Raw genomic sequence first — 22,792 nt, 5'->3', positions numbered from 1 at the left:
AGAGAAAATATTATGACAACAAAAACAGAAAGACAAACTTGGTCTAGCCGACTGACCTACGTATTAACAGTTGCCGGAGCAACAGTCGGTTTTGGTGCTACTTGGCGCTTTCCTTATTTAGTCGGTGAAAATGGCGGAGGCGCTTATGTATTCCTATTTTGTGTGGCGATGTTATTGATCGGAATTCCAATGATCTTAGTGGAAAATGTGATTGGTCGTCGTATCCGCGTTAATGCCATCGACTCTTTTACAGGTAAAATTAATGGTAAGCCCATTCCCTCTTTCTGGAAACTCGTTGGTTATTTAAGTATTTTAGGTTCATTCTGCATCATGGCATATTATATGGTGCTTGGCGGTTGGGTAATTAATTATATCGTTAGCCTTTTTGGTGGCAGCCTTGATATTAGCCAACCAATTACCGCTGAAATGACAAAAAACTTTTTCCAGACAACGGTAATGGATAATCCAGCATTGATTAGCCTTTACACTTTCATTTTCGTATTAGTAAATTACATTATCTTAGTAAAAGGCGTCATTGACGGTATTGAGAAGTCAGTAAAATATCTAATGCCGCTGCTGTTTATCTTTTTGATCTGTATGGTAATCCGTAACATTACTCTACCGGGCGCTTGGGAAGGCATTGTTTTTTATCTTAAACCTGATTTTTCTAAAATTACTCCTCAATTGTTTGTATTTGTCTTAGGGCAAGTCTTTTTTGCTTTAAGTCTTGGTTTCGGTGTTATTGTTACGCTTTCTAGCTATTTAAAAAAAGGGGAAAACCTAGTACAAACCGCAGTGATTACAGGCTTTGTTAATACAATTATTGCCGTATTAGCTGGCTTTATGATTTTCCCATCATTATTTACCTTCGGCATCGCACCAAATTCAGGCCCAACATTGGTATTCCAAAGTTTACCGATTGTGTTTTCTCATATGTGGGCAGGTAAATTCTTTGCGATTATCTTCTTTAGCCTATTGCTGATCGCTGCATTAACCACATCATTGACTATCTATGAAGTGATCATTACGGCAATCCAAGAGAAAACCAAAATTAATCGTCGTTTAGCAATTTTAATTGTCTTAGGTGCGATCTTTATCTTAGGTAATGTACCCTCTATTCTTAGTTATGGTCCATGGCATGATATTCGATTATTTGGCAAAAATATCTTTGATGCCTTTGATTTTATTAGTGGCAATATTCTATTTATGCTAACTGCACTATGCTGTGCGATCTTCGTCGGTTATGTAATGAAAGAAGAGGCCAAACGAGAATTACGTTTAGCGGAAAATTCTAAATTAGCAAGTTGGTGGTTTAACTATGTTAAATATGTTGTGCCATTGGTGATTATTGTGATTTTTATCAGCAATCTACTCTAACTACTTCATACATAAAAAAGGAAGAACCAAGTTCTTCCTTTTCAACATATCCCAATAATACCTAATTATTGCAATAACGAAATATCGGCAACTTGCAAGAATAGCCCTTGCAAAGTATTTAAAATCGCTAAACGGTTCTGACGCAATTTAGCATCCTCTGCATTAACCATCACATTATCAAAGAAATTATCCACACTTTCACGTAAGTCAGCCAATTGGTCTAATGCTGTTTGATAATCACCTTTTGCAAATAGCGGTTGTAATTCACGTTGTAATTCTAAGACACGTTCAGCAAGAGTAACTTCTTGCGCTTCTTGACATAAAGCAAGATCGATGTGTTGCGGTAATTCTCCTTCCACTTTTGACAAAATATTTTGTACACGTTTATTTGCTGCTGCTAATGATTGCGCTGCTTCAAGAGTACGGAAATGACTTACTGCTTTCACACGTGCATCAAAATCAGCCGGTTTGGTTGGACGACACGCTAATACCGCTTGAATAGTATCAATTGCATAACCTTCATCTTGATACCAAGCGCGGAAACGACCTAGGATAAAATCAACCACTTCAGCAACTACCGCTTTATTAGTGAGTTTATCACCATAAAGTTGTGCTGCTTTTTCAGTTAAATCAACTAAATCCAATGGTAAATTTTTCTCTACAATAATACGCAATACCCCTAATGCGGCACGACGTAATGCAAATGGATCTTTATCCCCTTTTGGATGCTGACCAATACCGAAAATCCCCACTAAAGTATCGAATTTATCTGCTAATGCCACTGAACACGCTACTAAGCTACGTGGTAATTCATCGCCAGCAAAACGTGGCATATATTGTTCATTTAATGCAACCGCCACTTCTTCATCTTCGCCATCATGACGTGCATAGTGCATTCCCATTACACCTTGTGTATCGGTAAATTCAAACACCATATTGGTCATCAAATCGCATTTTGATAATAAACCTGCACGTTGTGCTTGTTGCACATTAGCGCCAATTTGTTGTGCGATTTCACCGCTTAATTTTTCAATACGTTGGGTTTTATCGAATAGCGTACCTAATTGTTGTTGGAACAATACAGTTTGTAAACGTGGTAAGTTATCTTCCAAACGTTGTTTTAAGTCTGTTTTAAAGAAGAATTCCGCATCACTTAGACGTGGACGTACGACTTTTTCATTTCCTTGAATAACTGAGCTTTGATCTGCTGGGTTAATATTAGAAACAAAAATGAAGTGTGGTAACAACTTGCCATTTTGATCATAAATTGGGAAATATTTTTGGTCGCCTTTCATTGTGTAAACTAAGGCTTCCGCCGGCACCGCTAAGAAACGTTCTTCAAATTTCGCTGTCATTACGACCGGGAATTCAACCAATGAAGTCACTTCTTCTAATAGATCTTCTTCAATATCTGCAATACCGCCTACTTTCGCAGCAGCTTGTTCTGCATCACGACGAATAATTGCTTTACGTTCCGCAAAATCCGCAATTACACTACCTTTTTCCGCCAACAATTGTGGATATTGATCTGCATTATCAATAGTAAATTCAGCTTCACCTAAGAAACGGTGACCACGAATAGTGCGAGCACTTGCCACACCAAGAATCGTGCCGTCAATTAATTCATCACCAAATAATAATGTTACTGTATGCACTGGACGAATAAATTGTTCACTTTTATCGCCCCAACGCATTGGTTTTGGAATTGGTAATTTTGCTAATGCCGCTGCTACTAAATCAACTAACAGAGCTTTTGTTGGTTTACCTTGCTCAACACTGCGATAAAGTAACCATTCGCCTTTATCGGTGCTAACACGTTCCGCTTGATCAACTGTAATCCCACAACCTCTTGCCCAACCTTCTGCGGCTTTAGTTGGTTTACCATCTGCATCAAAAGCTACCGATACCGCTGGGCCACGTTTTTCGATGGTCTTACTTGGTTGTTCAGTAATTAAGTTTTGTACTTTTACTGCTAAACGACGAGGCGCAGCAAACCATTCTACTTTATCAAAAGTTAATCCAGCATTGTTTAATTCAGCTGTGAAATTGTCTGCAAATGCCACCGCTAATTTTTTCAGAGCTTTCGGTGGTAGCTCTTCTGTGCCGATTTCGGCAAGGAAGTTTCTTGTTGTCATGTTGTTCTCTTTATTCAAATTAAATCATCTATGTTGTTATCAAAAATCTCTCTTAAATGCCGATAGTGGCTCTAATCTTTTTCAGATTAAACTACTCCACCATTGTCCTAGCTCTTTCATATTGAGATACCACTGGTGAGCTTGTTCATTATCAACTTGAACTAAACAACGGTAATGAAATCAACTTAAATCAGAGCACAGTGTGTTTCGAATTGGAAATGCCTGATAAGGCTGACGCATTTGCCTTGTTGTTCATGTTCTACAATCAGTTATGCGCAAAAATCTTGGCTAATTGTTGATAATCCAAAATAACCTGTTCATCTGCTAATACTAATGCCGGCACGCCAACATAACCATTAGCTTTCACACTATCAAAAGCAGAGTGTTGATCACGCAAACGTAAAAAACGTTTAAGGTTTGCCATACTTTCAAGAATGCTGACACTCTCATATTCAACATTTAAACGTTGCAACTCTTTAACAAAAGGTTCTGTATCTGGGCAAAGATGAGCAAAAAATAAAACTGGTTTTGTCATAATTCATCCTAAACTGAAAACTTATGCTGTTGGTTTTGTCGCTTGTAAGAATGGATATTTCTCATCCATTTTTGCTGCCCATGCCACCAAATTAGGGAAATGTTCCGCTAAATTAAACCCTGTATTCTCTGGTCTAAATATCCACCAATCCATTAAACATACCGCGCTTAATGTACCAATATTAATTTCTTCGCCGAAAGCCGCTAATTTTTGTTCTAACTGCTTAAAGCTGCGAATATTTCTTTCCATTAATTGCTGATGTCTGCTAGTCCACCACTCATTCTGTGGGCGGAAACGACGCTCTGCAACAATCGTTGGCGTAGTATTTTCTAAAATACCTTCTACTAAAGCGTGTAACTCTAATACTTGCCAACGTTTAGCATTCATCGGAAATAATGTTGGTTTCGAACCAACACTGTCCAAATATTGGCTAATTAATAAACTACCGAATAGCCATTCACCATTTTCAATTTGTAATGCAGGAATTCTACCTAGCGGATTATCTTTATTGTGTGGAGAGTTAGGATCAAATGAATTAGTAATTCTCAGCAATTCAACTTGATCTTCAAGCTGATGATATTTCAATGTTGCAACCGCTTTACGTGCAAAGGCACTTGTAGTGGAATACCAAAGTTTCATTTTTTCCTTCCTCTTGTTCACTAAAAATTATTTTTTACAACCAGGGAACCCTAATGCTTCACGACTTGCATAATAAGCCTCAGCAACACCTTTAGTTAACGCACGAATACGTAAAATATAACGTTGACGTTCTGTTACTGAAATTGCTTTACGTGCATCTAATAAGTTAAAACTATGCGCTGTTTTAAGGATACGTTCATACGCTGGCAATGGTAATGGTTTTTCCAAAGAGAGCAGATATTGCGCTTCTTTTTCATATTGCTCAAAACATTTAAATAAGAACTCAACATCAGCATATTCAAAGTTATAAGTCGATTGCTCAACTTCATTTTGATGGAATACATCGCCATAAGTGGTTTTACCTAATGGGCCATCTGACCAAACAAGATCATAAACACTGTCCACACCTTGAATATACATCGCTAAACGCTCTAAACCGTAAGTGATTTCACCAGTTACCGGTTTACACTCTAAACCACCAACTTGTTGGAAATAGGTAAATTGAGTAACTTCCATACCATTAAGCCACACTTCCCAGCCTAATCCCCATGCACCTAATGTTGGGTTTTCCCAGTTATCTTCCACAAAACGAATATCATTTTGTGTTGGATCGAAACCTAACATTTTTAATGAACCTAAATAGAGTTCTTGGATATTGTCTGGAGATGGTTTAATGACCACTTGGAATTGATAGTAATGTTGTAAACGGTTAGGGTTTTCGCCATAACGTCCATCAGTTGGACGACGTGATGGTTGCACATAAGCGAATGCCATTGGTTCAGGCCCTAACGCACGTAATGCCGTCATTGGATGCGAAGTTCCTGCACCGACTTCCATATCAAATGGTTGAACAATAGTACAGCCTTGTTCTGCCCAATAGGCTTGTAACGCAAGAATCATGCCTTGAAAAGTTTTAATATCAAATTGTGTTGTCATAATAAATCTTCTGTTAGTTCACGCAAATTCGCATATTCTACTTGATTTTTGCTTGAATGAGTAGAATTTAGCAACACACTTTTGTCGTAAAAAAGATTGCTAATTTAGGATAAAAATCAAACTTTGGAGTGAAATTGATGTTATAATAAAAACAATGAAGTTTTATTTTAAAATTTATTATCAAACAAGGAGCCATCTATGCGTCTTATTCCATTACAAAATGATCAACAAGTTGCTAAATGGGCAGCACGTCATATCGTTGATAGCATTAATCGTTTTGCACCAACTAAAGATCGTCCATTTGTATTAGGTTTACCAACTGGCGGCACTCCGCTTGCAACTTATAAAGAATTGATCAAACTTTACCAACAAGGCGAAATCAGTTTTAAAAATGTTGTTACTTTCAATATGGATGAATATGTTGGTTTACCAAAAGAACACCCTGAAAGTTATCATTCATTTATGTTTAATAATTTCTTCAATCATGTCGATATTCCACATGAAAACATCAACATTTTGAACGGTAATACTGATGATCATGATGCTGAATGCCAACGTTATGAAGAAAAAATCAAATCTTACGGTAAAATTCATCTCTTTATGGGCGGCGTAGGTGAAGATGGTCACATCGCTTTTAATGAACCAGGCTCATCACTTTCATCTCGTACTCGTATCAAAACTTTAAACGAAGATACTTTAATTGCTAATTCTCGCTTCTTTAATAATGATGTGAATCAAGTGCCAAAATATGCACTCACTATCGGCGTAGGTACTTTACTTGATGCAGAAGAAGTGATGTTATTAATTACTGGTTATCGCAAAGCACAAGCATTACAAGCCGGCGTAGAAGGTTCTGTCAATCACCTTTGGACAATTAGTGCATTACAAATGCATAGTCGTGCTATTTTTGTTTGTGATGAACCGGCAACCCAAGAATTAAAAGTCAAAACTGTTAAATACTTCAAAGAGTTAGAATCACACGCTATTCACAGTGTAAGAGAATTAAAATGAAACAATATGCTTTAACTAATTGTGTGATCTATACAGGCACACAAGTGCTGTATGATCATGCAGTCATTGTCAATGATGATAAAATCCAAGATGTTGTTAAATCTGCAGAGATTCCCACAAATCTCACCCAAGTAGATTTAAAAGGAGCAAATTTAACGGCTGGTTTTATTGATTTGCAATTAAACGGTTGTGGCGGCGTAATGTTCAACGATAACTGTTCTGTTGAAACATTAGAAATTATGCAGGCAACTAACTTAAAATCTGGTACCACCAGTTTTTTACCAACCTTTATTACTGCACCTGATGATGAAATTAAACACGCAATTGCTGTTATGCGTGAATATTTGGCAAACCATCAGCACCAAGCATTAGGATTGCATTTAGAAGGGCCATATCTCAGCAAAGAGAAAAAAGGTGTACATCGTGAAGAGTTTATTCGTGAAATCTCTGATGAAATGTTAGCCTTTTTATTAGATAACGCCGATGTGATCAGCAAAATCACGATTGCTGCCGAAAATGCAACTGCGGATCATATTGCTAAATTTGTGGCGAAAGATATTGTGGTGTCAATTGGTCACTCTAATGCTACCAGTGAAGTGGCAAATCAACGTTTTGCACAAGGGGCAACTTTTGCAACCCACTTACATAACGCAATGTCGCCAGTTTCCTCCGGACGTAATATGGGTGTTGTTGGTGCCGTATTAGATAATCCAAATGTTTATACTGGTATTATCGTTGACGGCTTGCACGTTAATTTTGGCAATGTTCGTATCGCAAAACAGTGCAAACAAGATAAATTGTGTCTAGTAACTGACGCAACTGCTGCTGCCGGCGCAGATATTGAATCGTTCCAATTTGTTGGTAAAACCGTCTATGTACGTGATCACAAATGTTACGATGCAAATGGTACCATCGGTGGTTCTGCCGTTACGATGATTGAATCAATTCAAAATTGTGTCAATGAAGTTGGCATTGCTTTAGACGAAGCAATTCGTATGGCAACACTTTATCCGGCACGCGCAATTCATCTTGATCATCAATTAGGTAGTATCGAAAAAGGTAAGATTGCAAATCTTACTGCTTTCAATCATAAATTTGAAGTTTTAGGTACTGCCGTTAACGGTCAATGGCAATTTAATTAATCTTTTTTTCACTCAAGATTGTGATGAAAAATTTCATCACAATCTCTTCTTTTGTTTAATATTTCTCCCACTCAATTCAACATATTTGTAAAAATTTAAACAAATTGGCTATTCTCTATGCGAACAAGCTAAAAAATCTTTTTTTCTAAAAAAAGTTGTTGACGAGGGTAGGATATATCAGCATAATTAGCGCCGCAAAAGCGAATGGCTACGTAGCTCAGTTGGTTAGAGCACAACACTCATAATGTTGGGGTCACAGGTTCGAATCCCGTCGTAGCCACCAGTTAGCGGGAATGGCGAAATTGGTAGACGCACCAGATTTAGGTTCTGGCGCCGTGAGGTGTGTGGGTTCAAGTCCCTCTTCCCGCACCATTTTAAGTTGGGGTATCGCCAAGCGGTAAGGCACCGGGTTTTGATCTCGGCATCCCTAGGTTCGAATCCTAGTACCCCAGCCATCTCTTTTAAATCAATTATTTTCCCTGTTGGGGTATCGCCAAGCGGTAAGGCACCGGGTTTTGATCTCGGCATCCCTAGGTTCGAATCCTAGTACCCCAGCCATCTTACTTCCTTTGTTATTACCATTTTCACTTTACAACGTTATTACATCATTTCCGGATCTGGATATTGATAAACAAAATCCAATTCATGACAAATCTTATTGGCTGCAATAATCCGTTCCATCACATTATCATCTTCGTTGAAATGCGGTAATGGTAAGGCTAACTTTTCTGCCGCTTTTGTATAAAAATCTTTTCTCATCGGATGTACCGGCGCCACTAAATTAAAACAACGTTGATAAGTTGGCGTTTCCAATAATAATTGAATCGCACGCAGACAATCGGTTAAATGCACTAAATTTACCGTTTGCAAACCGCCTGATAAATTCTCTTTGCCAGATAAATGATGAACAGGGTGACGATCTTCACCGACTAAACCACCAAAACGGATAATATCGACATCAATATCTTTTAATTCTAATAAACGTTGCTCAATTTCTAATAATGCTTTACCCACATCAGAAGTTGGTGTCGGCAAATATTCTTCATCAAACACACCAGAGATCATCGGATAAACAGAGGTCGAGCTAATAAAGACAATATGTTGCACATTATGCAGTAGCGCTTCAGTCAATAAATTTTCTATACCTAATACATAGCTATTTAAATCAAAGAAGTATTCACTCGGTGGGATATTGATAACAAGACTATCAACATTTAGTAAGGCTTCAAGATCATCAGGATCGGCATTCACTTCTGGGGTCAATTCAAGATAGTAACTTTCAACACGCTGTAAACGCATTCGTTCCACACCTTCGTGCGTTCGTTTACTACCTTTAACTTCCCAGCCCAAACTCTGTAAATAACGAGCTAAAGGAAATCCAAGCCAACCTAATCCAATAATAGCGACACTTTTCATATCTATTTTGTTAAACTCTTAGCTTAAAATAACGACACTCACTTTGAACTAATTGTAAGACAATAAAATCAAAGCACAAGCCGTTATTATATTACTCTTCACTCTAGGAATTCATCATGCAGGAAAAATACCCAAGAATTCAGATTTTCTTTCACTGGCTATCATTACTCTTCATTATTCTCACCTATCTTAGCGTCAAATTAAAATCTCTCGATTTAACCTACGATTGGCATCAATTAATGATGAGTACTCACTTTACTCTAGGCATTTGCGTTTGGTTAGTGGTGATTATTCGCATTGGGTTACGTCATCTTTATCTAAGTAAAACACCAGCCATTACGCCAACTCCACCAGTATGGCAAACTAAATTGGCCCATTATGTCCATTTAGCGTTGTATCTTGTTTTTATTTTGTTACCGATTTTAGGATCATTAACCGTTTTAAATAAAGGTTTTGCAGTTTCATTTTTAGGTTTTCCGATTTTGTCGGGTTTTACGGCTAATCCTGGTTTGGCACATACTCTCAAAGAAATTCATGAAACACTTGCAAATGGTGCATTAATTCTGATTGCATTGCATGCCATTGCCGCGCTATATCATCACTATATTGTCAAAGATAATACGTTATTAAGGATGATGCTGCATAAATCGAAATAACTTTCCAGATAAATTGAACGAACAATAAACAACTGCCCGTTTTTATCGCTCGCTTTCTCGACATATTACCAGTGAATAAGATATAATCGGGCGTTCAAAATTTTTAGTACACTCGTGTTATTGTAAATAACAACGGTTTTTTTGCGTGTTCGGTAGCCTAAATTGCCGAGTACAATTATTTTTTTGAGGTAGCATAAATGCAAATTTCAGTAGAAACCACTCAAGGATTAGAACGCCGTATTAGCATTACTGTACCGGCAGATGTCATCGAACAAGCTGTTCGTGAAGAATTAAAAAGAGTAGCAAAAACTGCTCGTATCGATGGATTCCGTAAAGGAAAAGTTCCACCAAGCATTATTGAAAAACGTTTCGGCGCATCAGCTCGCCAAGATGTTTTAGGTGATGTAATGCAACGTCATTTCTTTGATGCGATCATTCAAGAAAAAATTGACTTAGCAAGCCGTCCTACTTTCACCCCAGAACAATATAAAATCGGTGAAGACTTAACTTTCTCTGCAACTTTTGAAGTTTATCCAGAAGTTGAAATCAAAGGTTTAGAAAATATCAAAGTAGAAAAACCAGTTGTTAAAATCACTGATGCTGATGTAGATAAAATGGTTGATACTTTACGTAAACAACAAGCAACTTGGGAAGAAAAAGACGAAGCTGCGCAAGCTGACAGCCGCGTGACTATCGATTTCGTTGGTTCAATCGACGGTGAAGAATTTGAAGGCGGTAAAGCAACTGACTTCGTATTATTTATGGGCCAAGGCCGCATGATTCCTGGTTTTGAAGATGGCATCGTTGGCCACAAAGCAGGCGATCAATTCGAAATTGATGTGACTTTCCCAGCAGAATATCACGCAGAAAACTTAAAAGGTAAACCAGCTAAATTCGCAATTACCTTGAAGAAAGTAGAAGTAATGGTATTACCAGAACTTACTGATGAATTCGTTGCTAAATTTGGTCCAAACACCAAAACTGTGGCAGATCTTCGCAACGAAATTGTGAAAAATATGCAACGTGAACTTGATAATGCAGTAACTACAAATATCAAAACTCAAGTGCTTGATGGCTTACTTGAACAAAATGAACTTGATGTACCAAGCTCAGCAGTAGATCAAGAAATTGATGTATTACGTCAACAAGCTGCACAACGATTCGGTGGTAATGCAAAACAAGCATTAGAATTACCACGTGAAATTTTTGAAGAACAAGCAAAACGTCGTGTGAAAGTTGGCTTATTACTTAGCAAAGTCATTTCTAGCAACGAATTAAAAGTTGATGAAGATCGCGTGAAAGCAATGATCGCAAGTATCGCTTCAGCTTATGAACAACCACAAGAAGTTGTTGATTACTACAGCAACAACAAAGAACTTTCTAACAACATTCGCAATGTTGTATTAGAAGAACAAGCAGTTGATGCAATTCTTGCTAAAGCACAAGTATCTGAAGTTGAAAAATCTTTCGATGATATTATGAATGCACCACGTGCATAATTAATCGATAAATTATCATCATTCTAGTTATTAAGTGCGGTTACTTTTAAGCCGCACTTTTTCTATTTTTTATTGCTGCCTCACTGAGGTTTGCTGACAATAGGAGCAAATATGGCATTAGTCCCTATGGTTATCGAACAAACGGCGCGTGGCGAACGTTCTTTCGATATTTATTCTCGCCTACTCAAAGAGCGTGTCATTTTCCTTACTGGAGAAGTTGAAGATAATATGGCGAATCTCATCGTCGCCCAGTTATTATTCTTAGAATCAGAAAACCCGGAGCAAGATATTAATATTTATATCAATTCACCTGGTGGTTCTGTTACGGCAGGAATGGCGATCTACGATACAATGCAATTTATTAAACCTGATGTACGTACGCTTTGTATTGGTCAAGCTTGTTCAATGGGTGCATTTTTACTTGCTGGCGGTACTGCCGGAAAACGCTTTGCGTTACCGCACTCTCGTATCATGATCCATCAACCTTTAGGTGGATTTAGAGGACAAGCATCAGATATTCAAATTCATGCTCAAGAAATCTTGAAAATTAAAGAAACGCTCAATCAACGTTTAGCTTTCCATACTGGCCAACCGTTAGAAGTTATCGAAAAAGATACTGATCGTGATAACTTTATGTCAGCACAAGCAGCACAACAATATGGATTGATTGATACCGTACTGACTCATCGAGAATAACTAAGCGAGAAAACTATGTCAGATAAATCAGAAAATAACGAAAAGTTTTTTTGTTCACTTTGTGGCAAAGAGAAACATGAAGTTGAGAAACTGATTGCGGGTGTTTCTGGTTACATTTGCAATGAATGTGTTGAAACTTGCCACGATCTATTGGCAGCAGAAGCTAATAAAGAAACTGCAAGCGAGCAGGAAAAAGCTCCTTTAGAGAAACTGCCAACTCCACACGAAATTCGCGCTCATTTAGATACTTACGTTATTGGTCAAGAACATGCGAAAAAAACTTTAGCAGTGGCAGTATATAACCACTATAAACGTTTACGCAGCAATGACGATAATCTTGATGTTGAACTGGGTAAAAGTAATATTCTGCTTATCGGGCCAACCGGAAGTGGAAAAACTTTCTTAGCGCAAACCTTAGCAAGACAACTTAATGTGCCTTTTGCGATTGCTGACGCCACTACCTTAACTGAAGCTGGTTACGTCGGTGAAGACGTAGAAAACATTATTCTACGCCTGTTACAAAACTGCGATTACGATATCGAAAAAGCGCAACAAGGGATCATCTATATTGATGAAATTGATAAGATTACCCGCAAATCAGAAAATCCATCAATTACGCGAGATGTTTCTGGTGAAGGCGTGCAACAAGCGTTACTCAAACTTGTTGAAGGTACAATCGCTGCTGTACCGCCACAAGGCGGCCGTAAGCATCCACAACAAGATTCATTAAAAGTAGATACTTCAAAAATCTTATTCATCTGCGGCGGTGCATTCGCTGGTTTAGATAAAATTATTGAGAAACGTACCCATAAAGATCGTGGTATTGGTTTTAGCGCTGAAGTAAAAATTGACGATAAAAAAGAAAATATCAGTCAATTATTCGCACAAGTGGAAACTGAAGACCTGATTAAATTTGGTTTAATTCCTGAATTTGTGGGACGTTTACCAGTAATCGCCTCTTTAGCGGAACTAGATGAAGAAGCGTTAATCACTATTCTCACTGTGCCAAAAAATGCGTTAATCAAACAATATCAAGCTTTGTTTAAACTAGAAAATGTCGAGCTTGAATTTTCTCCTGAAGCGCTAACCGCAATTGCGAAAAAAGCATTAGCGCGGAAAACAGGTGCGCGCGGTTTACGCTCTATTGTAGAAAACATCTTACTCGATACTATGTATGACCTACCTTCCTTAACAGGCTTGAAGAAAGTTATTATTGATAAAGATGTTATCGACAACAAAGCACTACCAAAATTAGAGTATTAATCATTTTTGCCCCTCTATTAGCTGATAAAGTCATAAAAGAGGGGCTTACTCCATTTTGCTACAATTGCTAGCAATTTATCTCACATTTCCCCTTTTATTTTCAGCTATCAAGTGCAGAAAAGTGCGATACAGATCATAAAATCAACAACTCCTTATTTCTTCCACCATAAATATTGTTAAAATTCAAACAATTTATTACATCTTTTTAACATTTAGGAGGGTAAATATGCCTATTTCATCACAACAACTAATTCAACAAACTGAACAATATGGAGCAAACAATTATTTACCCTTACCCATTGTAATTAGTAAAGCCAAAGGAATTTGGGTAGAAGATCCAGAAGGAAAGCGTTATTTAGATATGTTGAGTGCCTATTCTGCTGTTAATCAAGGTCATTGCCATCCTAAAATCATTCAAGCCTTAAAAGATCAAGCTGATCGCGTTACCTTAACTTCCCGCGCGTTTTTTAATGATCAACTTGGCCCTTGGTATGAACGAGTTTGTAAACTGGCGGGTAAAACAATGGCATTACCGATGAACACCGGTGCAGAAGCAGTAGAAACCGCAATTAAAGCGGCACGCCGTTGGGGCTATGATGTAAAAGGGATCGCAAATAATCAGGCAGAAATCATTGCTTGTGTCGGTAATTTTCATGGTAGAACAATGGCCGCAGTTTCGCTCTCTTCCGAAAAAGATTACCAGCGTGGTTTTGGCCCATTACTCGGCGGTATTAAGTTAGTTCCTTATGGCGATCTTGATGCGTTAGCACAAGTGATTACGCCAAATACAGCTGCCTTTTTGGTAGAACCGATCCAAGGTGAAGCTGGTATCGTCATTCCACCAAAAGGTTATCTGCAACAAGCTCTTGCACTGTGTAAACAACATAATGTGCTATTTATTGCTGATGAAATTCAATCAGGATTAGGACGTACTGGTAAACTATTCGCGTGTGAATGGGAAAATGTGATCCCTGATATGTATATTCTCGGCAAAGCGCTTGGTGGCGGTGTGTTCCCTATCTCTTGTGTTGTTGCTGATAAAGAGATCCTTGGCGTCTTTAACCCTGGTTCTCATGGTTCTACCTTTGGTGGTAATCCATTAGCCTGCGCAGTATCTCTTGCCGCTTTAGATGTATTGGAACAAGAAAAATTAGCAGAACGTTCACTTGAATTAGGTGAATACTTTCTCAATGAGCTGAAAAAAATCGAATACCCTTATATTAAAGAAGTACGCGGTAAAGGCTTGTTTATTGGTTTAGAACTTACCAAAGCAGCGCGACCATATTGTGAAGCGTTAAAAGAGAAAGGCTTACTTTGCAAGGAAACTCACGATAATGTTATCCGTTTCGCCCCGCCATTAGTGATCGAAAAAGCTGATCTTGACTGGGCATTAAGTAAAATTAAAGAAGTGTTAACCGTTTAAACTATCTCAGAACCTATCCACTACAATGTTGGCTAGTTTCTTTTACTATTAAAAACTGCTATCTTATTGAGAATTTTTCTCAATAAGATAGCTAATATAATGCGATATTTTTATATTTCACTTGGTTTTCTCTGTTTAATTTTAGGTATTTTAGGGACTTTTTTACCCGTATTGCCAACAACACCATTTCTACTTTGCACCCTCTTTTTCTTTGGCAAAAGCTCGCCGCGTCTAGAGGCATGGTTTAAACAAAGCCGCATTTATCATAAATATCTAAAAACCTTCAATGAACAACGTGCACTAACGAAAAAAGCAAAAATTTATATTTTATGTATTTCTACTTTGATGATGGCATTATCTGCTTATGCTGTTCCACATATTCTTGGCAAAATCAGCATTGTTATCCTACTTTTAATTGAATATTGGTTCTTTTTCTTTTGGATTAAGACATTACCCAATACACAAATAGATGAAAACGCATCATAGTTAAATGGTTTATAAAAGAAATCCCCTCCTTTTTACAAAAGTAAGGGGATTTTTATTTAGATCAGGTGTTCAAACTATAGGAATAAACCTGCAAAAACGAAACCAAAAATTAAGCTGAATATTAGGCTTAATAAGCCTGGAATCATAAAACTATGGTTAAAAATATACTTACCTATACGAGTTGTACCTGTGGTATCAAAGTCAATAGATGCAATAATTGGACCATAATTTGGGATAAAGAAATAACCATTTACAGCAACAAATGTTGCGATAATAACATAAGGCGGTAATCCTAAAGAAATCCCTAATGGAACCAAAACCGCTGTTGTTGCGCCTTGACTATTTACCATAACAGAAAGAGCAAATAATGCTAAAGCGAATGTCCAAGGTGCAAACTCAACTAACCCTGATACAGCTTCTTTTACTTCTGCAAGATGTGCTGTTGTTAATGTATCACCTAACCAAGCAATACCAAAGATAGCAACAATAGCACGCATACCGGCATGGAATACAGAACCTTGTGTAATTTTATTTCCATCTGGCTTACAAGTTAAGATAATAAAGGCACCAATAGTTAACATAATAATTTCAATAGTGTGTGCCATTCCCATAGCCTTACCATCGAAGCTAGGTCTTAAGTTAGGAAATGCCCCCATAATTACAACTAATAAAGCACCAAGCAAGAATAATGAAACAGATATTTTTGCTTCTTTGGTTACTTCCATTTTTTCTTCATCTAGAAGGGTAACATTGTTTTCCGCATATGCAGGATCTTTAAGTAATTGTTGATAATGAGGGTCATCTTTTAACTCCTTACCCATTTTATTAACAAATACGCAAGCTAAAGCAATACCAAGTGTAGTTGAAGGAATGGTAACACTTAATACATTAGTTAATGTTATTCCTTGAGGCTCCAAATATGCAACACAAGCAACAACTGCAGCCGCAATAGGACTTGCTACAATAGAAAATTGTGATGCGATTACCGCCATAGATAAAGGACGTTCTGGGCGGATTCCATTATGGCGGCTAACTTCAGCGATTACAGGTAATACAGAATAAGCAACATGTCCTGTACCAGCAAAAATAGTAAAGATATACGTTACGGCTGGTGCTAAAAATGTAATATATTTAGGATTTTTCCGTAAAATACGTGTAGCGATCTTAATCATATAATTTAGACCGCCGGCTGCTTGCATAGCTGCTGCAGCCGAAACGACAGCCATAATCATTAACATCACATCAATAGGTGGGCTCGTTGGTTTTAAGTCAAAACCAAAAGAAAGTATGGCTAAGCCTACCCCACCCATAACACCTAAACCGATACCGCCAATGCGAGCACCAATTAAGATACACAATAAAACAAGAGCAAATTGTAATAAAAACATAATAGTTCCAAATTAATTATTGTTGATAAACGATTAAAGTCCTACTTCTAAAAATCTTTCAATAGAAGTGTCGCGAATTGTATCAAAAAAATTTCCTAAAAGGCTGATTTTTATCAATTTTCGACAGTATAGTAAGCCTGTGAAATATGAATTTTATTATTGAATAGGATTAAAATAATTTATGAATAGCTCGTAGAAATATATTTATTAAATATCCAGAACAGAATGAACCCAACCGCATAACATTAGTTATTTTTATTTAATTAAAATTTAACTTTTATAGCCAAAAAATTAAAATATATCGCTATGATAAATAAAAATATACTTAGAAAAAACAGAATTATTTTTCCTTATAAAATAAATTGGGTTAAAATTAGCCGATTTTATCTTTGACTGACAACAATCTAAGGAGTCCTCGTGTTTAATCTTATCGAAAATGACATCCATCTAGGTGAAAAAGCTGATGATAAACAGCAAGCGATCACCGCTGTAGCACAAGCATTTATCAATAAAGGCTTAGTGGAAGAAGGCTATCTTCAAGGTATGCTTGCACGTGAACAACAAACATCAACTTTTTTAGGCAATGGTATCGCCATTCCACATGGTACATTGGATACTCGCCACTTAGTAAAACAAACTGGTGTGCAAATTTTCCAATTCCCAAATGGCGTCAAATGGAGCGATGACAATATTGCCTATTTAGTAATTGGGATTGCGGCAAAATCAGACGAACACCTCGCAATTTTACGTCAATTAACCCATTTACTTGGTGATGAAGAGATTGCTGAAAAATTAGCAAAAACGACGAATCCACAAGATTTTATTTCACTATTTAATGGCAATATCGTTGATGCTGCCTTTATTTCATTAGATGTAGATACCAACAGCTTATTAACGCTTACTGCAATCAATGCAGCTAAATTACAAGAAGCCGCCGCTGTTGATACTCAATTCGTTAGCGAAGTGATCGCTTCTCCGGCATTACCACTAGGTAATGGCATTTGGGTAAATGATAGCGCTGTTGGTAATAGCAAAAACGCAATTGCGGTTGCACGTCCAAAACAAGCGTTCCAACACAACAACAAACAAATCGCTGCAGTAGTTACCGTTGCTAGCGTCGATGAAAAAGTTGATAACTTATTAGTCAATTTATTAGATCCGCAATGCCAACAAGTATTATTAAAAGGCAATGCTGAACAAGTTCAAGCCGCTTTACAAGGCAAAGCTGTTACTGTTGCTGAAACTGCTGCGCCAGCTACTCAAGCTGAACCTGCTGTTGCACCAGCTGCAGAAAACGCAAGCGCTGCTCCGCAAGCTGCACCAGGACAACTCGAAGCAACCTTTATTGTGAAAAACGAACATGGTTTACACGCTCGTCCATCAGCAGTGTTAATCAATGAAGTGAAAAAATATAAAGCAACCATTCAAGTAAGAAATGTTGATCGTGATACCGCATTTGTTAGTGCGAAAAGCTTAATGAAAGTGGTTGGTTTAGGAACAACTAAAGGTCAACGCTTATGCTTCGTCGCTGAAGGTGAAGATGCAGAACAAGCGTTAAAAGGCATTGGTGAAGCAATTAACGCAGGCTTAGGAGAATAATATGCCTCGTATTGCAACTATCACACTCAACACCGCCTTTGATTTAGTAGGACGCTTACCGCGAATCCAACTTGGCGAAGTGAATACTGTTGAAACTCTTGGTATCTATCCAGCAGGGAAAGGAATCAATGTCGCTAAAGTATTACACGATCTGGATCTTCCTGTCACCGTCAGCGGTTTTCTTGGTGAAGATAATCAAGGTGATTTTATCCAAATGTTTCAACAACTTGGTTTAGATGATCGTTTCCAACGTGTCGCGGGTAAAACTCGTATCAATGTAAAAATTACCGAAACCGAGGCAGATGTAACCGATCTTAACTTCTTAGGTTATCAAGTGTCGTCTGATGATTGGCAAAAATTTGTTAATCAATCACTTGCTTGGGCAAAAGATTATGATTTGGTCGCGGTTTGTGGCAGCTTACCAAAAGGTGTTGATACTGACGCATTTAAAGATTGGCTCAAAGCATTAGGGCAACAAACCAAAGTAGTATTGGATAGCAGTAATGCCGCACTTACCGCAGGCTTAAAAGCCGCTCCTTGGTTAGTAAAACCAAATCATCGTGAATTAGAGGCTTGGATTGGCAAACCATTAAATTCAATCGCAGAAATCATTGCTGCTGCAAAACAACTCAAAGCCGAAGGCATTGCAAATGTGATCATTTCTATGGGGGCAGAAGGTTCACTTTGGATCAGTGATCAAGGCGTATTACAAGCACAACCACCTAAATGTACCAATGTTGTCAGTACGGTTGGTGCCGGTGATTCTATGGTGGCTGGTTTGATTTATGGTACTCAACACGCCCTGTCACAAGAACAAACATTACGTTTTGCTTCTGCGGTTTCTGCATTAGCCGTATCACAAAGCAATGTGGGTGTTGCCGACAAACAGGCATTAAATCAACTGCTAGATCAAGTTAAGATTACAAAAATTGAGGAATAACCAATGAATATCTATCTTCATTCTCAAGAAAAACGTGGTAACGCGACGTTATTCTTATTAAAACAAATGGTGGCAAAAGCTGCCGCGCAACAAAATCACCAAGTTGCTGCACAATTACAAGATGCAGATATGGTGATCGTATTAGGACAAAAACTTAACAATAATCCTGCTTTTGCTGGTAAAAAAGTTTACTTAACTACTTTTGAACAAGCATTTAATGCGCCGGAAGCAACCATTCAACAAGCAGTAGCTAATGCAAGTGCATATCAAGCTACTGACGATGCAGCAGCTCCGGCAGCTGATCGCCCATTAAATATTGTTGCAGTTACTGCTTGTCCAACCGGGGTAGCACATACCTTTATGGCAGCGGAAGCAATTTCAACTTACTGCCAAAAACAAGGCTGGAATGTGAAAGTTGAAACTCGCGGCCAAGTGGGCGCAAGTAATCTTATTTCTCCAGAAGATGTTGCTGCAGCGGATTTAGTCTTTATTGCAACCGATATTGACGTTGATCTCAGTAAGTTTGATGGCAAATTGATGTACCACACTTCAACTGGTTTAGCATTAAAGAAAACTGCACAAGAATTTGATAAAGCATTTAAAGAAGCGAAACCATATCACCACAAACAAGATAATAGCACTGCTGCTAAAGCTGATAGCAAAGAGAAAGGTGAGAAGAAAGGTATTTATAGCCACTTAATGACTGGTGTATCACATATGTTACCAATGGTGGTTGCCGGTGGTTTAATTATCGCGCTTTCGTTCGTATTTGGTATCGAAGCGTTCAAACAAGAAGGAACATTAGCTGCAGCATTAATGAAGATTGGTGGCGGCAGTGCCTTTGCTTTAATGATTCCAATTCTTTCCGGTTATATCGCTTACTCTATTGCTGACCGTCCGGGATTAACTCCAGGTCTTGTTGGCGGTATGTTAGCAAGCTCACTTGGTGCTGGTTTTATCGGTGGTATTATTTCCGGTTTCTTAGCAGGTTATGTAGCGAAAGCGATCAATGATCACGTAAAACTTCCACAAACGATGAATGCGTTAAAACCGATCTTAATTATTCCATTCTTCTCAACCTTAATTGTTGGTTTAATTATGATCTATATCGTAGGTGAGCCAGTAGCTTGGTTGATGAACAGTATGACTGAATTCTTAAAAGGTATGCAATCAGGCAGCGCAGTGGTTCTTGGTATTATCCTTGGCGCAATGATGTGCTTTGATATGGGTGGTCCAATTAACAAAGCTGCTTATACTTTTGGTGTAGGTCTATTAGCTTCATCTTCTTACTTACCAATGGCGGCAGTAATGGCAGCAGGTATGGTGCCGGCTCTTGGTATGGGTATCGCAACCTTTATCGCTCGTAAAAAATTCACTGCTAATGAATTAGAAGGTGGTAAAGCTTCTTTTGTTCTTGGCTTATGCTTTATCTCTGAAGGGGCAATTCCATTTGCAGCACGTGACCCAATGCGCGTTATTCCAAGCTGTATGCTTGGTGGCGCATTAACTGGTGCATTATCAATGGTATTTGGTGTGCAATTAATGGCACCACATGGCGGTATCTTTGTATTAGCAATTCCAGGTGCAATCCAACCAGTATTACTTTATTTAGTTGCAATTGCTGCTGGTAGTATTTTAACCGGTGTGCTTTATGCAATGGTTAAGCCAAAAACATTAGCAGCTTAATTCTTAATTAATCTAGTAAAGAAAAGTCTAGCGCCCTGCTAGACTTTTTTATTTTGTCAGCAAAGTAGATCATTTTGTATTGTTGCAATTCATACATAAGTTTCAGCAAATCCACCAATTGCGATTGTAGAAACAGGCGTTTTTGCATACAATAGCAAGCCGTTTTTAGCGACAGGATAAGTAATTGTGGCAAAAATTAAATTGATTGTAGGGCTAGGCAATCCGGGCAGTAAATATAGTGATACTCGCCATAATGCTGGTGAATGGTTAATTGAGCGCTTAGCTCGCCGTTTTAACCTCAATTTAAAAGATGAAAATAAATTTTTCGGCAAAACAGCAATAGCAACGATCGCTGGGCAAGATGTACGTCTTTTAGTACCAACTACCTTTATGAATCTAAGTGGGAAATCGGTAGGTGCTTTAGCCACTTTTTATCGGATTTTACCCGAAGAAATTTTAGTTATTCATGATGAATTAGATTTACCACCGGGTAGCGTGAAATTAAAACTCGGCGGCGGTCATGGCGGACACAACGGTCTAAAAGATATTATTGCACAATTAGCAAATAGCAAAAATTTCTACCGTTTACGCGTGGGTATTGGTCATCCGGGCGATAAAAATTTAGTTGCTGCTTATGTATTAAGCAAGCCAGCTCCGCAAGATCAACAACTTATTGATAAAGCATTAGACGAAGCTGAAAGCTGTATTGAAATATTAATCAAAGATGGAATCGATAAAGCGATGAATCGCTTAAATGGATTCCGCGCCTAAAAACAGACAAGGATAAATTATGGGATTTAAATGTGGCATCGTTGGTTTGCCAAATGTTGGTAAATCAACTCTTTTTAATGCGTTAACCAAAGCGGGTATTGAAGCAGCAAACTACCCATTCTGCACTATCGAACCGAACACTGGTGTAGTACCAATGCCAGACAACCGTTTAGATGAATTAGCGAAAATCGTTAATCCACAACGTGTGTTACCAACCACAATGGAATTTGTTGATATTGCTGGTTTGGTGAAAGGTGCATCTAATGGAGAAGGCTTAGGTAATAAATTCTTAGCAAATATTCGTGAAACTGACGCTATTGGTCACGTTGTGCGTTGTTTTGAAAATGATGATATTGTTCACGTTGCTGGAAAAATTGATCCTGCTGATGATATTGATGTGATCAATACTGAATTAGCTTTAGCCGATTTAGAAAGTTGTGAAAAAGCAATTCAGCGTTTACAAAAACGTGCGAAAGGCGGCGATAAAGAGGCAAAATTTGAATTATCTGTCATGGAAAAATGTTTGCCTGTATTAGAGAACGCAGGAATGATTCGTTCAATTGGATTAGACAAAGAAGAGTTACAAGCAATTAAGAGCTATAACTTCCTTACTTTAAAACCAACAATGTATATTGCTAATGTTAATGAAGATGGTTTTGAAAATAATCCATATCTTGATCGTGTGCGTGAAATTGCTGAAAAAGAAGGTGCTGTGGTTGTCCCTGTTTGTGCAGCGATTGAAGCGGAAATTGCCGAATTAGAAGATGAAGAGAAAATCGAATTCTTACAAGAACTTGGTTTAGACGAACCAGGATTAAATCGCGTTATTCGCGCTGGCTATAAGTTGTTAAATTTACAAACCTATTTTACCGCTGGAGTTAAAGAAGTTCGCGCTTGGACAATTCCGGTTGGCGCAACTGCACCAAAAGCTGCTTCTGTAATCCATACCGATTTTGAAAAAGGCTTTATTCGTGCTGAAGTCATCAGCTATGCCGATTTTGTGGAATTTGGCGGTGAAAACGGCGCCAAAGAAGCAGGTAAATGGCGTTTAGAAGGGAAAGAGTATATTGTGCAAGACGGCGATGTAATGCACTTTAGATTTAATGTATAACCCTCCAAAATTACATACATTTAACCCTCTTCAAAATTGAAGAGGGTTTCAGTTTATTGACAAAATCAATTATAAAACTTTTA

At 37.9% G+C, this 22,792-nt stretch carries 20 protein-coding genes and 4 tRNA genes; 18 read left to right on the top strand and 6 right to left on the bottom strand.

From position 1 onward, the window contains the following. The first annotated feature begins 12 nt into the window (after positions 1-12). Positions 13-1,377 (top strand): sodium-dependent transporter, encoded by a 1,365-nt coding sequence (locus tag QS62_RS04465; protein ID WP_066106531.1) that lies wholly within the window; start codon positions 13-15, stop codon positions 1,375-1,377. A 65-nt stretch (positions 1,378-1,442) separates the two neighbouring features. On the opposite strand, the gene glyS is transcribed toward QS62_RS04465, so the two are convergent. The 4 genes from glyS to glyQ form a co-directional block, all read right to left on the bottom strand. Further along, positions 1,443-3,512, bottom strand: coding sequence for a glycine--tRNA ligase subunit beta (gene glyS, locus QS62_RS04460; protein ID WP_066106528.1), 2,070 nt, complete (start codon positions 3,510-3,512; stop codon positions 1,443-1,445). A 265-nt stretch (positions 3,513-3,777) separates the two neighbouring features. After that, positions 3,778-4,047, bottom strand: a complete 270-nt coding sequence (locus QS62_RS04455; RefSeq protein WP_066106524.1) for a hypothetical protein — start codon at positions 4,045-4,047, stop codon at positions 3,778-3,780. 21 nt (positions 4,048-4,068) lie between these two features. Further along, on the bottom strand, positions 4,069-4,686 hold the full coding sequence (locus QS62_RS04450; RefSeq protein WP_066106522.1) for a glutathione S-transferase family protein: 618 nt from the start codon (positions 4,684-4,686) through the stop codon (positions 4,069-4,071). A gap of 27 nt (positions 4,687-4,713) precedes the next feature. Continuing rightward, positions 4,714-5,622, bottom strand: coding sequence for a glycine--tRNA ligase subunit alpha (glyQ, locus tag QS62_RS04445; protein WP_066106519.1), 909 nt, complete (start codon positions 5,620-5,622; stop codon positions 4,714-4,716). A gap of 198 nt (positions 5,623-5,820) precedes the next feature. Between glyQ and nagB the strand changes: the two genes are divergently transcribed. The 6 genes from nagB (at position 5,821) to QS62_RS04415 (ending at position 8,333) form a co-directional block, all read left to right on the top strand. Then, positions 5,821-6,633 carry a glucosamine-6-phosphate deaminase gene (gene nagB / locus QS62_RS04440; RefSeq protein WP_066106516.1) on the top strand — a complete coding sequence of 271 codons (813 nt, stop codon included), beginning with the start codon at positions 5,821-5,823 and terminating at the stop codon, positions 6,631-6,633. Next, complete coding sequence (nagA, locus tag QS62_RS04435) at positions 6,630-7,775, top strand: N-acetylglucosamine-6-phosphate deacetylase (RefSeq protein ID WP_066106513.1); 1,146 nt, start codon at positions 6,630-6,632, stop codon at positions 7,773-7,775. The genes nagB and nagA overlap by 4 nt, the downstream gene beginning before the upstream one ends. Positions 7,776-7,981: 206 nt before the next feature. After that, positions 7,982-8,058, top strand: a tRNA-Met gene (locus tag QS62_RS04430). Positions 8,059-8,062: 4 nt separating this feature from the next. After that, a tRNA-Leu gene (locus QS62_RS04425) sits at positions 8,063-8,147 on the top strand. An 8-nt stretch (positions 8,148-8,155) separates the two neighbouring features. Then, positions 8,156-8,230 (top strand) — tRNA-Gln (locus tag QS62_RS04420). A gap of 28 nt (positions 8,231-8,258) precedes the next feature. Further along, a tRNA-Gln gene (locus QS62_RS04415) sits at positions 8,259-8,333 on the top strand. A 42-nt stretch (positions 8,334-8,375) separates the two neighbouring features. Here QS62_RS04415 and QS62_RS04410 read toward each other — a convergent pair. Continuing rightward, positions 8,376-9,191, bottom strand: coding sequence for an SDR family oxidoreductase (locus tag QS62_RS04410; RefSeq protein ID WP_066106510.1), 816 nt, complete (start codon positions 9,189-9,191; stop codon positions 8,376-8,378). Positions 9,192-9,307: 116 nt separating this feature from the next. Here QS62_RS04410 and QS62_RS04405 point away from each other — a divergent pair, with 116 nt between their 5' ends. The 6 genes from QS62_RS04405 (at position 9,308) to QS62_RS04380 (ending at position 15,214) form a co-directional block, all read left to right on the top strand. Next, a complete protein-coding gene (locus tag QS62_RS04405) occupies positions 9,308-9,847 on the top strand; it encodes a cytochrome b (protein ID WP_066106508.1) in 540 nt (179 codons plus the stop codon). 197 nt (positions 9,848-10,044) lie between these two features. Further along, positions 10,045-11,346 carry a trigger factor gene (gene tig, locus QS62_RS04400; RefSeq protein ID WP_066106505.1) on the top strand — a complete coding sequence of 434 codons (1,302 nt, stop codon included), beginning with the start codon at positions 10,045-10,047 and terminating at the stop codon, positions 11,344-11,346. Positions 11,347-11,457: 111 nt separating this feature from the next. Beyond that, positions 11,458-12,042 (top strand): ATP-dependent Clp endopeptidase proteolytic subunit ClpP, encoded by a 585-nt coding sequence (gene clpP / locus QS62_RS04395; protein WP_066106502.1) that lies wholly within the window; start codon positions 11,458-11,460, stop codon positions 12,040-12,042. Positions 12,043-12,057: 15 nt separating this feature from the next. Next, entirely contained in the window at positions 12,058-13,305 is a 1,248-nt protein-coding gene (clpX, locus tag QS62_RS04390) for an ATP-dependent protease ATP-binding subunit ClpX (RefSeq protein WP_066106499.1), read from the top strand. 226 nt (positions 13,306-13,531) lie between these two features. Further along, positions 13,532-14,728, top strand: coding sequence for an ornithine--oxo-acid transaminase (locus QS62_RS04385; protein ID WP_066106496.1), 1,197 nt, complete (start codon positions 13,532-13,534; stop codon positions 14,726-14,728). A gap of 99 nt (positions 14,729-14,827) precedes the next feature. Beyond that, positions 14,828-15,214: a YbaN family protein gene (locus QS62_RS04380; RefSeq protein WP_066106494.1), complete on the top strand. Its 387-nt coding sequence runs from the start codon at positions 14,828-14,830 to the stop codon at positions 15,212-15,214. A gap of 74 nt (positions 15,215-15,288) precedes the next feature. Here the strand turns inward: QS62_RS04380 and QS62_RS04375 are convergent, their stop codons facing one another. Continuing rightward, positions 15,289-16,602 (bottom strand): anaerobic C4-dicarboxylate transporter, encoded by a 1,314-nt coding sequence (locus QS62_RS04375; RefSeq protein WP_066106492.1) that lies wholly within the window; start codon positions 16,600-16,602, stop codon positions 15,289-15,291. A gap of 417 nt (positions 16,603-17,019) precedes the next feature. Here QS62_RS04375 and fruB point away from each other — a divergent pair, with 417 nt between their 5' ends. The 5 genes from fruB (at position 17,020) to ychF (ending at position 22,709) form a co-directional block, all read left to right on the top strand. Further along, on the top strand, positions 17,020-18,201 hold the full coding sequence (fruB, locus tag QS62_RS04370; RefSeq protein ID WP_066106489.1) for a fused PTS fructose transporter subunit IIA/HPr protein: 1,182 nt from the start codon (positions 17,020-17,022) through the stop codon (positions 18,199-18,201). Between the two features lies 1 nt (position 18,202). Then, entirely contained in the window at positions 18,203-19,141 is a 939-nt protein-coding gene (fruK, locus tag QS62_RS04365; RefSeq protein WP_066106486.1) for a 1-phosphofructokinase, read from the top strand. Between the two features lie 3 nt (positions 19,142-19,144). After that, positions 19,145-20,827 (top strand): PTS fructose transporter subunit IIBC, encoded by a 1,683-nt coding sequence (fruA, locus tag QS62_RS04360; RefSeq protein ID WP_066106483.1) that lies wholly within the window; start codon positions 19,145-19,147, stop codon positions 20,825-20,827. 186 nt (positions 20,828-21,013) lie between these two features. Further along, a complete protein-coding gene (pth, locus tag QS62_RS04355) occupies positions 21,014-21,598 on the top strand; it encodes an aminoacyl-tRNA hydrolase (protein WP_066106480.1) in 585 nt (194 codons plus the stop codon). Positions 21,599-21,617: 19 nt separating this feature from the next. Further along, entirely contained in the window at positions 21,618-22,709 is a 1,092-nt protein-coding gene (ychF, locus tag QS62_RS04350; RefSeq protein ID WP_066106477.1) for a redox-regulated ATPase YchF, read from the top strand. Positions 22,710-22,792: the final 83 nt, after the last annotated feature.

Source organism: Gallibacterium salpingitidis, assembly GCF_001678495.1.
Taxonomy (GTDB): domain Bacteria; phylum Pseudomonadota; class Gammaproteobacteria; order Enterobacterales; family Pasteurellaceae; genus Gallibacterium; species Gallibacterium salpingitidis.
The sequence above is the reverse complement of the archived record's forward strand: the minus strand, read 5'-3'. Positions and strand labels throughout refer to the sequence as shown.

Coding starts and splice junctions, on each gene's coding strand:
- QS62_RS04465 (WP_066106531.1), top strand. CDS start 13: ATGACAACAAAAACAGAAAGACAAACTTGGTCTAGCCGACTGACCTAC.
- glyS (WP_066106528.1), bottom strand. CDS start 3,512: ATGACAACAAGAAACTTCCTTGCCGAAATCGGCACAGAAGAGCTACCA.
- QS62_RS04455 (WP_066106524.1), bottom strand. CDS start 4,047: ATGACAAAACCAGTTTTATTTTTTGCTCATCTTTGCCCAGATACAGAA.
- QS62_RS04450 (WP_066106522.1), bottom strand. CDS start 4,686: ATGAAACTTTGGTATTCCACTACAAGTGCCTTTGCACGTAAAGCGGTT.
- glyQ (WP_066106519.1), bottom strand. CDS start 5,622: ATGACAACACAATTTGATATTAAAACTTTTCAAGGCATGATTCTTGCG.
- nagB (WP_066106516.1), top strand. CDS start 5,821: ATGCGTCTTATTCCATTACAAAATGATCAACAAGTTGCTAAATGGGCA.
- nagA (WP_066106513.1), top strand. CDS start 6,630: ATGAAACAATATGCTTTAACTAATTGTGTGATCTATACAGGCACACAA.
- QS62_RS04410 (WP_066106510.1), bottom strand. CDS start 9,191: ATGAAAAGTGTCGCTATTATTGGATTAGGTTGGCTTGGATTTCCTTTA.
- QS62_RS04405 (WP_066106508.1), top strand. CDS start 9,308: ATGCAGGAAAAATACCCAAGAATTCAGATTTTCTTTCACTGGCTATCA.
- tig (WP_066106505.1), top strand. CDS start 10,045: ATGCAAATTTCAGTAGAAACCACTCAAGGATTAGAACGCCGTATTAGC.
- clpP (WP_066106502.1), top strand. CDS start 11,458: ATGGCATTAGTCCCTATGGTTATCGAACAAACGGCGCGTGGCGAACGT.
- clpX (WP_066106499.1), top strand. CDS start 12,058: ATGTCAGATAAATCAGAAAATAACGAAAAGTTTTTTTGTTCACTTTGT.
- QS62_RS04385 (WP_066106496.1), top strand. CDS start 13,532: ATGCCTATTTCATCACAACAACTAATTCAACAAACTGAACAATATGGA.
- QS62_RS04380 (WP_066106494.1), top strand. CDS start 14,828: ATGCGATATTTTTATATTTCACTTGGTTTTCTCTGTTTAATTTTAGGT.
- QS62_RS04375 (WP_066106492.1), bottom strand. CDS start 16,602: ATGTTTTTATTACAATTTGCTCTTGTTTTATTGTGTATCTTAATTGGT.
- fruK (WP_066106486.1), top strand. CDS start 18,203: ATGCCTCGTATTGCAACTATCACACTCAACACCGCCTTTGATTTAGTA.
- fruA (WP_066106483.1), top strand. CDS start 19,145: ATGAATATCTATCTTCATTCTCAAGAAAAACGTGGTAACGCGACGTTA.
- ychF (WP_066106477.1), top strand. CDS start 21,618: ATGGGATTTAAATGTGGCATCGTTGGTTTGCCAAATGTTGGTAAATCA.